General features: G+C 70.2%; 11 protein-coding genes. 8 read left to right on the top strand and 3 right to left on the bottom strand.

Annotated features, from left to right (window positions below; genetic code table 11):
* The first annotated feature begins 23 nt into the window (after positions 1 to 23).
* The gene (locus ACFYRX_RS19005) at positions 24 to 3410 is read left to right on the top strand and encodes a S8 family serine peptidase (RefSeq protein WP_389100971.1); all 3387 of its coding nucleotides are present in this window, start codon (positions 24 to 26) and stop codon (positions 3408 to 3410) included.
* A 127-nt stretch (positions 3411 to 3537) separates the two neighbouring features.
* Here ACFYRX_RS19005 and ACFYRX_RS19000 read toward each other — a convergent pair whose 3' ends face one another.
* Positions 3538 to 4590, bottom strand: coding sequence for a zinc-binding dehydrogenase (locus tag ACFYRX_RS19000; protein WP_389100969.1), 1053 nt, complete (start codon positions 4588 to 4590; stop codon positions 3538 to 3540).
* Positions 4591 to 4885: 295 nt separating this feature from the next.
* On the opposite strand from ACFYRX_RS19000, the gene ACFYRX_RS18995 reads away from it, so the two are divergent.
* On the top strand, positions 4886 to 6343 hold the full coding sequence (locus tag ACFYRX_RS18995; protein WP_389100967.1) for an MFS transporter: 1458 nt from the start codon (positions 4886 to 4888) through the stop codon (positions 6341 to 6343).
* 275 nt (positions 6344 to 6618) lie between these two features.
* Here the strand turns inward: ACFYRX_RS18995 and ACFYRX_RS18990 are convergent, their stop codons facing one another.
* On the bottom strand, positions 6619 to 7041 hold the full coding sequence (locus ACFYRX_RS18990) for a secondary thiamine-phosphate synthase enzyme YjbQ (protein WP_389100965.1): 423 nt from the start codon (positions 7039 to 7041) through the stop codon (positions 6619 to 6621).
* Between the two features lie 122 nt (positions 7042 to 7163).
* Here ACFYRX_RS18990 and ACFYRX_RS18985 point away from each other — a divergent pair, with 122 nt between their 5' ends.
* The 6 genes from ACFYRX_RS18985 to ACFYRX_RS18960 all read left to right on the top strand — a co-directional run bounded on the left by ACFYRX_RS18985 (position 7164) and on the right by ACFYRX_RS18960 (position 12551).
* Positions 7164 to 7247 carry a putative leader peptide gene (locus ACFYRX_RS18985; RefSeq protein WP_349817350.1) on the top strand — a complete coding sequence of 28 codons (84 nt, stop codon included), beginning with the start codon at positions 7164 to 7166 and terminating at the stop codon, positions 7245 to 7247.
* A 144-nt stretch (positions 7248 to 7391) separates the two neighbouring features.
* Positions 7392 to 8381, top strand: a complete 990-nt coding sequence (locus tag ACFYRX_RS18980; RefSeq protein WP_389100963.1) for an ABC transporter permease subunit — start codon at positions 7392 to 7394, stop codon at positions 8379 to 8381.
* Positions 8354 to 9184: an ABC transporter ATP-binding protein gene (locus ACFYRX_RS18975; RefSeq protein ID WP_389100961.1), complete on the top strand. Its 831-nt coding sequence runs from the start codon at positions 8354 to 8356 to the stop codon at positions 9182 to 9184. The genes ACFYRX_RS18980 and ACFYRX_RS18975 overlap by 28 nt, the downstream gene beginning before the upstream one ends.
* A 69-nt stretch (positions 9185 to 9253) precedes the next feature.
* A complete protein-coding gene (locus ACFYRX_RS18970; protein WP_389100959.1) occupies positions 9254 to 10276 on the top strand; it encodes an ABC transporter substrate-binding protein in 1023 nt (340 codons plus the stop codon).
* 4 nt (positions 10277 to 10280) lie between these two features.
* Positions 10281 to 11423, top strand: coding sequence for an LLM class flavin-dependent oxidoreductase (locus tag ACFYRX_RS18965; RefSeq protein ID WP_389100957.1), 1143 nt, complete (start codon positions 10281 to 10283; stop codon positions 11421 to 11423).
* A 42-nt stretch (positions 11424 to 11465) separates the two neighbouring features.
* A complete protein-coding gene (locus ACFYRX_RS18960) occupies positions 11466 to 12551 on the top strand; it encodes an NAD(P)-binding domain-containing protein (RefSeq protein WP_389100955.1) in 1086 nt (361 codons plus the stop codon).
* A gap of 12 nt (positions 12552 to 12563) precedes the next feature.
* On the opposite strand, the gene mltG is transcribed toward ACFYRX_RS18960, so the two are convergent.
* Positions 12564 to 13418, bottom strand: coding sequence for an endolytic transglycosylase MltG (mltG, locus tag ACFYRX_RS18955; RefSeq protein WP_389100953.1), 855 nt, complete (start codon positions 13416 to 13418; stop codon positions 12564 to 12566).
* Positions 13419 to 13456 lie beyond the last annotated feature (38 nt).

The raw sequence follows: 13456 nt of genomic DNA, 5'->3' as shown, positions 1-13456 counted from the left end.
TTCACCAACGAACTGGAGTTCAGATGGAGTTACGCGTACGCCGCAGACACGCGTCCCTGGCCGCGGGAGTGGCTTCGGTGACCCTGGTACTGGCCGGGCTGCCGGCCGGCGCGGGAGCCGTCGACGCCCCTACCGGGAAGAGCGCCCGTACGGCCTCCGCGGTGCGCACGGTCACCCTGGTCACCGGTGACCGGGTCCGGGTGGACGGCACCGGCCAGGTCTCGGGGGTGGAGCGGGCCGAGGGCCGTCAGCGCGTGCCGTTCTCGGTCCGGGTCGTCGCCGGGCACACCCGGGTCGTCCCCGGTGACGCCGAACTGCTGCTGGCCAAGGGCGCGTTGGACCCACGGCTGTTCGACGTCACCCAGTTGGTCAAGGACGGCTACGACGACAAGGGCCGTTCCGACCTGCCGCTGATCGTCACGTTCCGCGGCAAGAAGGCCCCCTCGACGAGCCCCTTCACCGAGGCCGGGGCACGGATGGGCCGTCAGCTGCCCGTCGTCAACGGCAGGGCGATGCGCTCCGCGAAGAAGCGCGGCACCGAGTTCTGGAAGACGCTCACCCACAACTCCGCAGCGGGGACAGCGGAGTTCACCGCCTCGGCCGGTGTGGAGAAACTGTGGCTCGACGGCAGACGTCAGGCCTCTCTGGACAAGAGCGTTCCGCAGATCGGCGCGCCGACCGCCTGGGCCGCGGGATTCGACGGCACCGGCACCAAGGTGGCCGTACTGGACACCGGCATCGACACCGGCCACCCCGACCTGGCGGGCAAGGTGGTTGCCGAGCAGGACTTCAGCGGCACCGGCACCACCACCGACAGGTTCGGCCACGGCACGCACGTGGCGTCCACGGTGGCCGGCAGCGGCGCGAAGTCGGGCGGGAAGTACAAGGGGGTCGCGCCGGGCGCCCAGCTCCTCAACGGCAAGGTCCTTGACGACAACGGCGGCGGCACCGACTCCGGGATCATCGCCGGCATGGAGTGGGCGGTGGCCCAGGGCGCGGACGTCGTCAGCCTGAGCCTGGGCGGCACCGACTCCCCCGGCATCGACCCGATGGAGGAGGCCGTCAACCGGCTCTCCGCCGAGTCGGACAGCCTCTTCGTCATCGCGGCCGGCAACGAGGGCGACGGCGAACGGACCGTCGGCTCGCCCGGCAGCGCCGCGTCCGCGCTCACCGTCGGCGCGGTCGACAAGTCCGACGCGCTCGCCGACTTCTCCAGCCGCGGTCCGCGCGTCGGCGACAGCGGGGTCAAGCCGGACCTGACCGCGCCCGGTGTCGCCATCACGGCCGCGGCGGCCGCGGGCAGTTCCCTGGAGGAGTGGAATCCCTCCGACGTCCCCGGGTACCTCACGCTCGACGGCACCTCGATGGCGACCCCGCATGTCGCGGGCGCCGCCGCGCTCCTCGCGCAGCAGCACCCCGGCTGGGGCGGCGAGCGCCTGAAGGCGGTACTGACCGGTTCCGCGAAGCCGGGCGCGTACAGCTCGTTCCAGCAGGGCACCGGACGTGTCGACGTGGTCCGGGCACTGGACCAGGGCGTCGTCACCGAGCAGGGGCCGGTCGACTTCGGCGTCCAGCAGTGGCCGCACGACGACGACAAGACGGTGACCAAGCAGCTCACCTACCGCAACCTCGGTACCGAGCCGGTCACCCTCGACCTGTCCGTCGACGCCTACGCGGTGGACGAAAAGCCCGCCGCCGAGGGCATGTTCACCGTCTCCCCGCAGCGCATCACCGTACCGGCGGGCGGCGAGGCGAGCGCCGAGGTCACGGCGGACACCCGTGCCGGCACCGCGGACGGCAGTTTCGGCGGCTCGGTGTCTGCCACCTCGGCCGACGGCAAGGTGCAGGTGCGGTCCGCCGTCGGCGTGGAGCGCGAGGTCGAGTCGTACTCGCTCACCCTCAGGCACACCGACGAGGACGGCAAGGCGACCGCCGACGCCCTCACCTCGGTCTCGGACCTCTACGGCGACTTCTACGCCGAGTACGCCGACGAGCAGGACGGCGAGCTGACGGTACGGCTGCCCAAGGCCGACTACCTCCTCACCGGGATGATCCACCCGTCGTTGTCGTCCGCCGAACACGCGGTGCTGATCCAGCCCAGGCTGCGGCTGGACAAGGACACGACGGTCGACGTCGACGCGCGCCAGGCGAAGCCGGTGGACATCACCGTGCCGGACCCGGCCGCCGTGAACAACGACGCCTCGGTCGCGGTCGGCTATGGACGCGGCGAGGGAGAGAACGACGCCTCCCTCCAGTTCCTGCTGCCCACCTTCGAGGGCTCCCGGTTCGGACGGCTCGGCCCGGACGGATCCGTGGACGGGCTGACGTCCCTGTACTCCGGCGGCTGGGCAGGCCAGGACAAGGACGGCAAGCCGGTCAACTACAACCTGGGCTGGTACCGCGAGGGCAGCCTGGACGGCTTCACCGCGAAGGTCGGGCGCAAGCAACTGGCCAAGGTGAATCTCCAGGTGGGCGAGCCGGTCGACGGCCGGCGCGTCCAGGCCGAGGTGACCGCACACCTGCCCGACGGCCGGCTGGTGGCCAGCTGGGCGGACATGCGCGGGGACCTGCCGTTCCGGAGCACCGAGTACATCCTCGACAACGGCGTGAAGTGGTCGCTGCGTACCTGGCAGGTCTCGGGAGAGGGCCGCGACTCGGTCTTCGAGGGCTTCCAGATGCGCATGCCGAGGACCTGGCAGGCCGGCCGCACCTACCAGGAGCGGTTCGCCGTGGGCGTGTTCGGACCGGTCATGAACCGGCCCGAGGACATCGGAGTCGCCAGGGGCTACCCCGGCGCGGGCCGCTCCGGGAACACCCTCAGGGCATACCTGCCGCTGTTCGGCGACGGTTCCGGGCACTGGGGCATCAGCTACATGACCTCGGGGACGTCCAGGCTGGAGGCGAACGGCAAGGAGATCCCCGACGACTACGACACCCCGGTGACCGACGGTCTCACCGAGTACACGCTTCCGGCGCAGGACACCGCCTACAAGCTGACGGTGGACCACTCGCGCGACCCGGCCGTGTACGGGGTCAGCACCCGCGTCCACGTGGAGTGGACCTTCCACTCGGCCGCCACCCCCGAGGGCGACTTCGCCGCAGTGCCGCTGTCGACGATCCGCTTCAGCCCCGACCTGACCCTCGCCGGCACGGCGAAGGCGGGCAAGCGCTTCGAGGTCCCCTTCACCGTCGAGGGCGCGGCGGCGGGACAGCACCCGGCGAAGCTCGCCTTCCAGGTGTCGTACGACGACGGCACCACCTGGCAGTCGGCCAAGTCCGTCGGCGGCACCCACCTGTCCCTGAAGCACCCCGCGAAGGCGGGCTCCGTCTCCCTGCGCGCGGAACTCACCGACCGGGACGGCAACACCCTGAACCAGACGATCGAAAGGGCTTATCTGACGACTCCGTAACACCCCGCGACATCTCGTAACACCTCGCTCGCAACCGTTGCCCGGGACGGCCTCGCCGTTGTCCCGGGCAGCGGTGCGTCACGCGTCACCCACTACGTCGATGCGACCCCCCTTTTCGCCCTTCCGCCTACTCGGGGTCGTCGAAGGTGACGACGACCTTCTCGGCGGCGCCGGGGGTGCGGGCCAGGTCGAAGGCCCGGGTGACGTCGGAGAACGGCACCCGGTGGCTGATCAGTCGGGCGAACCTCTCCTGGTGTGCGGCGAGTTCGGGAGTCACCTCGAAGATCTCGGTGGGATAGCCCTGGGAGGAGATGAGCGTCAGCTCGCTGCGAAGCATGCCGCCGAGGTCGAGGTCGGCGCTCTTTTTCTGCAGGGCGACCATGACCAGCCTGGCGCCCCACTTGGCCGCGTCGACGGTGGAGTTGAAGACGGCCGGGACGCCGGCCGCGTCGATGTAGAGGTCGGTGCCCGCGCGGGGTTGGCCCAACGCGTTGGCGGCCTCGCCGTGCAACTCGACCAGCCGAGCGGTGACATCCTCGGCGGCGGAGTCGATCACGGCGTCGGCGCCGATCTCCAGCGCCGTGTCCAAGCGCTCGGGGAGTACGTCGGCGACCACCACGTGTTGCACCCCGCGCAGCTTCAGCCAGATGGTGACACCCAGGCCGATGGGCCCGGCGCCGAACACGAGGACCTTGTCGGACGGGGTCGCCCCGGAGCGGTTCACACAGTGCAGGGCGACGGCCATCGGTTCGTTCAGCGAGGCCACGTCGAAGGGCAGGGTGTCCGGGACGACGGCCACGGTCCTGCCCACCTCGGCATCCTCCAGGAGCAGGTACTCGCTCATACCGCCGTGCGCACCACCGCAGCCGATGATGCCGGAGGGAACGCCCTGCGGATTGACCACCACCCGGTCGCCCGCCTTCAGCCCGTCGACCTGGGCGCCGACCTCGACGATCTCACCTGCCGGCTCGTGCCCGAGGGGCAGCGGAACGACCGAGTCGGTGGGGCCCTCGGGTCCGTAGGGAGTACCGCCGAGTTCGACGAAGAAGGTGTCGGTGCCGCAGATGCCGCAGGCGCGGATCCGGACGAGGACGTCCTTGGGACCGGGCACCGGGCGCTCGGCCTCCACGACGTCGATCGTGTTCGGGGCACCCGTCTTCACGGACTTCATCGTGGCCATGGTGAGGGCTCCTTCTGCGGCTCGTGCACGAGGGCAAGCGGGCAGCGTTGCGCACGGAACCATACTTTGACCGATCGGTACACTCAATACCCCTGCAGCGATCGAGCAGTTTATACCGCAAGGTACAAACTAGACACCCGACAGCCCTATTGATTATATCGACCGCTGGGTCTAATTTACGGCTGGCCGAAGAGCATCCAAGGCTCTCGACCGTTGTCCGCTCCGGCGAGGCACAGGACCCGTGACCTGGCATAGGGCCACCGCGTGTGTCTCCGACCTTTCAGGGAAGGTCCTCATGTCCCAGATCCAGACCGCGCCCGTGCCCCCTCCAGAGGCAACACGCTCCAGCACCCGCAACGCGCTCGTCGTCGTGGCGCTGCTGTGGTCGGTCCAACTGGTCTCGCTCGTCGCCGCGTTGTCGGGTGTCTCGCAGGCCGAGGTGGCGATCCACTTCCGAACCACCCAGATCGCCTGGTTCACCCTGATGACCCTGCTGACCGGAACGTTCTTCCTGCCGTTCGTGATCAAGGCGGCGGCCCTGTTCGGCAAGAAGCGCGCCTTGCTCTTCGCCACCGGGCTCGGACTCGTGGGCGACCTGGTCGCCGCCGTCGCCACCGACTACCGCACCCTGCTGATCGGACGCGGCATCGCGGGCATCTACGCGGCGGCCGCCCCGCTCGCCTACGCGATCACCAGGGATGTCTTCCCACGCCGCTGGGTCGGTCTCGCCAGCGGCATCATGGCGGGCGGGGTGGGTCTCGTCGCCTTCGGCGGGCCCTTCCTGTCCGGCTGGCTCCTCGACAACCACGGCTTCCGAGGCGTGCTGTGGTTCATGGCCATCAGCACCGCCGTCAGCTTCCTGCTGGTCGCCGTCCTCGTCCCGGAGAGCCCGGTCCGTGAGCGCGGCGGACGGATGGACTGGCCCGGCGGGATCCTCCTGGGCGGCGGGGTCACCGGGCTCGTCTACGCCGTCGGCCAGGGCTCGCACTGGGGCTGGAGCAGCGGCAGGTTCCTCGCCTACGTCGCCGGATCCTTCGTCGTGCTGATCGCCTTCGTGTTCGTCGAACGCCGGGTCGCGGAGCCGCTGTTCCCGCTCTCCATGACACGGCGCCGTTCGGTGTGGAGCGTACTGCTGGCCACGTCCGTCGCGGCCGGCTCGCTCAGCGCCGTCGGCGTGGTCATCCAACTGCTGATACTGATGCCGAAGATCCCCACCGTCTCCGAGGGACTCGGCTGGTCCGGCACGCACAACGCCATCGTCTCCAGCCCGATCAGCGCCATGATCATCGTGGGGGCCGTCGGCACCGGTTATCTGGCCCGGCGGATGGACGCTCGGATCCTGCTCGGCACCGGCAGCGGACTCGCGGTGCTCGGATACGCCATCGGCACCCAACTCCACCACAGCGCCGGCCAGATCATCGGGATGGGCGTCATCGCCGGTCTGGGCACCGGCGTGGTCGTGGCCGTCATCCCCATCATGATCATCGAGGTGGTCACTCCCGAGGAGCAGGCCCTGGCCAACGGCGCCCAGACGCTCGGCCAGGGCGTCGCCCAGATCGTCGTCTCCCAACTGGCCTTCGTCGTCATGGCCCAGCACGGGACGGTCCTGCACGGCACCCAGTTCTACCTGGACACGGGCTTCACCGACGGACTCTGGCTGGTCGTCGGCTGTGTCACCGTCGGGGGCCTGCTCGCCCTCCTGATCCCGAGAGGCAAGCGCCTCGACGAGGCCGCCGTGGGCCAGGCGGCCTGACCCTCCCCACCGGTGCGGGGCGCCCGAGTGGCTACCCCGCACCGCGCGATCCGGACACGCACGACCACATCGGCGTGCACCCATGACTCGGTGGGCCTACGGGCACCCGACCGGGAACCGCACCACGGTGTGCCCCAGACCCTATCTGCCCCCAGCCCGACGCCGGCGGCGGCCCGCTCCCCGGGCCGGCGACACCCTCTCCGGCGACCACGGGAAGCGCACCTGCCGAAGTGACGGGTGCACTTCGAGCCCGAGACGGGACGCCCGCCCCACCCTCAGCCCATGAACGACAGCCGAACCCGCCTGTGCGGATTGTCCCGGTTGATATCCACCAGACACACCGACTGCCAAGTCCCCAGCTCCAGCTGCCCGTTCAGCACCGGCAGCGTCGCGTGCGGCGGGACGATCGCCGGGAGGACGTGGTCGCGGCCGTGGCCGGGGCTGCCGTGGCGGTGCTGCCAGCGGTCGTCGGCGGGGAGAAGGGTGTGGAGGGCGGCGAGCAGGTCGTCGTCGCTGCCCGCGCCCGTCTCGATGATCGCGACGCCGGCCGTGGCATGCGGGACGAAGACGTTGAGGAGGCCGTCGCGGCCGGCCGCGACCTCCCTCAGGAAGGTCTCGCAGTCGCCGGTGAGGTCGACGATCCGCTCCGACGATCCGGAGGCGACGTTCAGGACTCGAGTGGTGAAGGCGTCTGACATGCCCCCATCCTCACCCCTCCGCCCGTATTCACACGTCCTGCGCGGCTCACCCTGCGATACGACTGGTCCACTCCGCGAGACACCATTGACCGTGGCCATGCCGACTGGCTACTTTCGGCCCCATGTTGCGTTCAGCTCTCCTCACCACGCGCGGTCACATCGACCTGCTGCGGGTGGCCTCCGCCGCGTGTCGCCGCGGCTGCTGACGCCTTCTCTCGCCCTCTCCGCGCCTGCGTTCCGCCCTACCCGTACGTCCAGTCCGCGCTGATCTCCGATCCGTGACGCGCGGCTGACGTGGCGGCGCCTGGCCGCCTCCCCTCATCGGCCGCTGTCCCCTCCGTGGAGCATCCATGAGCATCAGCCATGCCCCGCCCGGCTCTCCCGAACCCGATATTTCGGAAATATCATCTCCGAAAACCGCCCCCGCTGACCCCGCGGACAGTCTTCTCGGCGACACACCCCCCAACGGGACTCCGCCCAGTGAGCCCCCTCCTGGCGAGACCGTCCGCAGCGACGTCCACCCCGTCTCCGCTCCTGTCGACCTCGAACCCATCGTCCCCACGTCCTCCCGCCGCACCCGCGTCCCCCGCTGGCTGCGCCGCACCACAGGCCCCCTGCTGCTGCTCGCGCTCTGGCAACTCCTCAGCAGTACAGGCGTGTTGGCCGCCGACGTCCTCGCCTCACCCGGCCGCATCGCCCACGTCGGGGGCGATCTGATCGCCGACGGCTCGCTGGCCTCGGCCATGACGACCTCACTCCAGCGGGTCGCGGGCGGACTGCTCCTCGGCGCGCTCATCGGCACCGGACTCGCTCTCGTCTCGGGCCTGTTCCGGATCGGCGAGGACATCGTGGACGCCCCGGTGCAGATGCTGCGGACCGTGCCGTTCGTGGGTCTGATCCCGCTGTTCATCATCTGGTTCGGCATCGGCGAGGCCCCGAAGATCGCCATCATCACGCTGGGCGTGACCTTTCCGCTCTACCTCAACGTGTACGCGGGCATCCGCGGCGTCGACGCCCAGTTGATCGAGGCCGGAGAGTCCCTCGGCCTCTCCCGCTGGGGACTCGTCCGGCATGTCATCCTGCCGGGCGCGCTGCCCGGCGCCATGACCGGGTTGCGTTACTCCCTCGGCATCGCCTGGCTCGCGCTGGTCTTCGCCGAGCAGGTCAACGCGGACTCCGGCATCGGCTTCCTGATGGTGCAGGCGCGGGACTTCCTGCGCACCGACGTCATCGTGGTCTGCCTGATCGTCTACGCCTTCCTCGGCCTGCTCGCCGACCTCATCGTCCGCTCCCTCGAAAGGCTGCTGCTGCAATGGCGACCGACGTTCACGGGCCGGTGACCCTCCAGGTGTCCGAGTCCACCGAGACACCCGGGGTCGAAGCACCCAAGAAATCCACGGCATCCAGGACGCCCCAGGCCGAGGCAGCCCGCCCTGCGCACGCCGTGCGGGTCGAGGGCCTGACCCGCGCCTTCGACGGGCGTGCCGTCATCGACAACCTTCAACTGGACGTCCGTCCGGGCGAGTTCGTGGCACTGCTGGGCCGGAGCGGTTGCGGCAAGTCCACGCTGCTGCGTGTCCTCGCCGGGCTCGACCGGGACATCGAGGGCACCGTCCTGGTCCCGCGCCGCAAGGCGGTCGCCTTCCAGGCGCCCCGGCTGATGCCGTGGAAGAAGGTGTGGCGCAACGTCCTGCTCGGCCTGCCCGGCAAGCCCGCGCGTACCGTCGCCGACCAGGCCCTCGACGAGGTCGGCCTGAGCCACCGCAGTGACGCCTGGCCCAAGACGCTGTCCGGTGGCGAGGCCCAGCGCGCCTCCCTGGCAAGGGCGTTGGTGCGCGAACCCGACCTCCTGCTGCTGGACGAGCCGTTCGGGGCGCTCGACGCCCTCACCCGGATCAACGCCCAGCGTCTGGTGGGCGAGTTGTGGCAGCGCCGCGGCTGCGCGGTGCTGCTCGTGACGCACGACGTCGAGGAGGCCGTCCTGCTCGCCGACCGTGTCCTCGTCATGGACGAGGGCGTCATCGCGCACGAGCAGGAGATCGACCTCGCCCGGCCTCGCGACATCGCCGATCCCCGGTTCGCGGAGATCCGGGGCCGGCTCCTGGAGCGCCTCGGCGTCGACACCACCGCCGAAGCCGCCTGAACTCCCCCACCCGAAAGCCGGGTTGCACTCACCCGCTCGTCAACCACGTTCCACAGAACGGATCTCCCCATGCGACGCCGCCTCGCCCCCGCCGCACTGCTCCTCCCCTTCGCCCTGCTGCTCACCGCCTGCGGTGGAAACGCCTCCGCCGGTACGGGCAGCGACACCGACGGCAAGGGCTCCCTCACACTCAACGTCGGTGACCAGAAGGGCGGTTCGGAGGCCATCCTGCGTGCCGCCGGAGAGCTCAAGAACCTCGACTACAAGATCAAGTGGTCGACCTTCACCTCCGGTCCGCCGCTTCTGGAGGCCGTCAACGCCAAGGCCGTCGACATCGGCGGCGTCGGCAACACCCCGCCGGTGTTCGCCGCCGGCGCCGGCTCGAAGATCTCGGTGGTGGCCGCCTTCCACGGCACGTCCAAGGGCGACGCCATCCTCGTACCGAACGATTCGAAGCTGAGCGGGCCCGAGCAGCTCAAGGGTAAATCGATTGCCGTGGCCCAGGGTTCGTCGGCAAACTACCAACTGGTCGCCTCCCTCAAGGCCGCCGGACTCACCCTGAGCGACGTCAAGGTCAAGTACCTCCAACCGGCGGACGCCCTTGCCGCGTTCACCTCCGGCAAGGTCGACGCGTGGGCGGTGTGGGACCCGTACACCTCGCAGATCCTGCAGGCCAAGCAGGGCCGCGTGCTGACCACGGGCGAGGGCGTGACCAACGGTCTGACCTTCCAGGTCGCGGCGCCCGGCGCGCTGAAGGACACGAAGAAGGCCGCCGCCATCAAGGACTACCTGGACCGACTGCGCCGGGCCACCGCCTGGGTCTACGGCCATCAGGAGGAGTGGGCCAAGGTCTGGGCGAAGGAGACCGGGCTGCCGTACGAGGTGGCGCTGGCATCGGTGAAGCGCACCAACGCCAGCCGGATCTCGGTCGCGGTCGACAAGCCGCTGATCGCCTCCGAGCAGGAGATCGCGGACGCCTTCACCTCGTTGAAGCTCATCCCGAAGAAGGTCGACTTCGGCGCCTTCGTGGACAGCCGCTACAACGGTGACCTGCCGCCCTCCACCACGCCGCCCCGCACCTCGAAGGGCTGACGCCATGACCGTGCGACTCCACTGGTTCCTGCCCACGGGTGGCGACGGCCGCACTCTGGTGGACCGGCACGCCTACGGCTCGAACCACGCCGGGCACGTGCCCGGCGTCCGGCCGCCGGACATCGAGTACCTCGTCCAAATAGCCAAGGCGGCCGAGCAGTTGGGCTTCGAGGCGGTGCTCACCCCGACCGGCACCTGGTGCGAGGACGCCTGGCTGACCACGGTGGCCCTCGCCCAGCACACCGAGCGGCTGAAGTTCCTGGTGGCGTTCCGGCCGGGGCTGATCTCGCCGACACTCGCCGCCCAGATGGCGTCGACCTATCAACGCCTCACGCGTGGGCGGCTGTTGCTCAACGTCGTCACCGGCGGTGACTCCACCGAACAGCGGCGCTTCGGGGACCGTCTCGACCACGATCAGCGGTACGCCCGCACGGACGAGTTCCTGTCGGTGGTCAGGGGGGTGTGGCGGGGACAGCCGTACGACTTCGACGGCGCCCACTACCAGGTCGAGGGCGGGCTGACCGCGCTGCCGCCCGACCCGTTGCCGCAGTTGTTCTTCGGCGGTTCCTCCCCGGCGGCCGGGCCGGTCGCGGCGCGGCACGCGGACGTGTATCTGACCTGGGGCGAACCGCCCGCACAGGTGAAGGAGAAGATCGACTGGATCCGTTCGCTGGCCGAGCGGGAGGGCCGTGAGGTCCGCTTCGGGGTCCGGCTGCACACGATCTCCCGGGACTCCTCGGCGGAGGCTTGGGCGACCGCGAACCGGCTGCTCGACGACCTGGATCCCGACACGATCTCGGCCGCGCAGAACGCTCTCGGGCGCAGCGAGTCGGTGGGCCAGCAGCGGATGCTGGCCCTGCACGGGGGCTCCCGCGCCGAGTTGGAGATCCACCCGAACCTGTGGGCGGGCGTCGGTCTTGTCCGGGGTGGCGCGGGTACGGCCCTCGTCGGCAGTCATGCCGAGGTCGCCGACCTGATCGAGGAGTACCACTCGCTCGGCGTCGAGCACTTCGTGCTCTCCGGGTATCCGCATCTGGAGGAGGCGTACTGGTTCGGCGAGGGCGTGATACCCGAGCTGGCGGCACGCGGGCTGGTCGACAAGGGTGCGCGGACCGGTGCACCGATCCTGGTGGCGGGCGGACGCTGAGCATCCGGGAAGATCCAGGACCTTCGCGCGGTTGGTAGAAAGGTGAACAACACGCGCGAGGTCGAGGTCGTCGTCGTAGGCGCTGGTCAGGCGGGTCTGTCCAGCGCCTTTCACCTGCGCCGCACCGGTTTCGAGCCGGAGCGCGACTTCGTGGTGCTGGACCACTCCCCCGCCCCCGGCGGCGCCTGGCAGTTCCGGTGGCCGTCGCTGACGTACGGCAAGGTCCACGGCATGCACGCGCTGCCGGGGATGGAGCTCACGGACGCCGATCCGCAGCGGCCGTCCTCGGAGGTGATCGCCGAGTACTTCGCGGCGTACGAGCGGGCCTTCGACCTTCGGGTACGGCGGCCCGTCGACGTCCGTGCGGTGCGCTCGACGAGTGAGGGCACCGACGGCCGGCTGCTCGTCGAGACCTCGGACGGCACCTGGTCGACGCGGGCGCTGATCAACGCGACGGGCACCTGGGACCGGCCGTTCTGGCCGCGCTACGCGGGGCAGGAGACCTTCCGGGGACGGCAGTTGCACACGGCGCAGTACCCCGGGCCCGAGGCGTTCGCCGGGCTGCGGGTGGTCGTGGTGGGCGGGGGCGCCTCGGGCACCCAGCACCTCATGGAACTCGCCCCGTACGCGGCCGCGACCACCTGGGTGACCAGGAGTGAGCCCGTGTTCCGGGAGGGCCCCTTCACCGAGGACTTCGGCCGGGAGGCCGTGGCGCTGGTCGAGGAGCGGGTGCGGCAGGGGCTGCCGCCGAAGAGTGTGGTGTCGGTGACCGGGCTGCCGCTGAACGACACGGTCCGGCAGGCGATCGCGGAGGGGGTCCTGGACCGCCGGCCCATGTTCGACCGCATCACGCCCGAGGGCGTGGAGTGGAACGACGGACGCCGTGTCGACGCCGACGTCATCCTGTGGGCGACCGGGTTCCGGCCCGCCGTCGATCATCTGGCCCCGCTGAAGCTGCGCGAGCCGGGCGGTGGGATCCGGGTCGAGGGCACCCGCGCGGTCGCCGATCCGCGGATCCACCTCGTCGGCTACGGCCCGTCGGCGAGCACCATCGGCGCCAACCGCGCAGGCCGAGCCGCCGTACGGGACATCAGGCGGCTGCTGACGGCGGAGCCCGTCGCCGCCTGACGCCCCGTCAAGTCACCCCGCCTGCGGCGACTTCTGCCGCCCTTTGTTGAACTCGGCCACGTTGCGCTGGTGTTCCGCGAAACTGTTGGTGAAGCGGGTGTCCCCCGGCTTCACCGTCACGAAGTACAGCCAGTCGCCCGGCGTCGGGGAGATCGCGGCCCGCATGGCGTCCTCACCGGGGTTGTCGATGGGGGTCGGCGGCAGGCCCATGCGCTGGTACGAGTTGTAGGGGCTGTCGATCCGGATGTCCGCGGTGGTCGTCCGCAGCGTGGAGCGGTTCAGCGCGTAGTTGATGGTGGAGTCCATCTGCAACGGCATCCCGCGCTCCAGGCGGTTGAAGATGACCCGGGCCACCTTGCCCATGTCCGCCTTGGTGGCCGCCTCGGCCTGGACGATGCTCGCGATGGTCACTGCCTGGTAGACGTTCATCGCGTTGCGCTGGGCGCCGGCCGCGATGGGGGCACCGTTGAACTTCTTGTTCGCGGTGTCCACCATGAACGCGAGCAGCGCCTCGGGCGTGGTCTTCTTTCCGTTCTGTTCCAGCGGGTATGTCGCCGGGAAAAGGTAGCCCTCCGGGTTGCCCTCGGCATCGTTCGGCAGCTTGAGGTGCGCCTTGGCCAGGGACTTCTTGGCGGTGCCCGGGGGCAGGGCGAGGGCCTTGTCCACGGCGTCGTAGATCTGCCCGGACCGCCGACCCTCAGGGATCACCAGCGTCGTGGGCTTCTTCTCCCCCTCCCCCGCTCCCTCCAGGCTCAGCAACGGCACCGCCACGGCGGTGCCGGCCACGACGGCCCCGGTCGCGATGAGGGCGAGTCGGCCCCGGCGCGTCAGTCGAATCGTGCTCCGTGGCGGAGTGTTCATGTGCATGCGGGCACGGTAACCCTCATACCGTGATATTCCGGGCA

The organism is Streptomyces sp. NPDC005374 (assembly GCF_042872225.1).
In the GTDB taxonomy this organism is placed as follows: Bacteria; Actinomycetota; Actinomycetes; order Streptomycetales; family Streptomycetaceae; genus Streptomyces.
The sequence above is the reverse complement of the archived record's forward strand: the minus strand, read 5'-3'. Positions and strand labels throughout refer to the sequence as shown.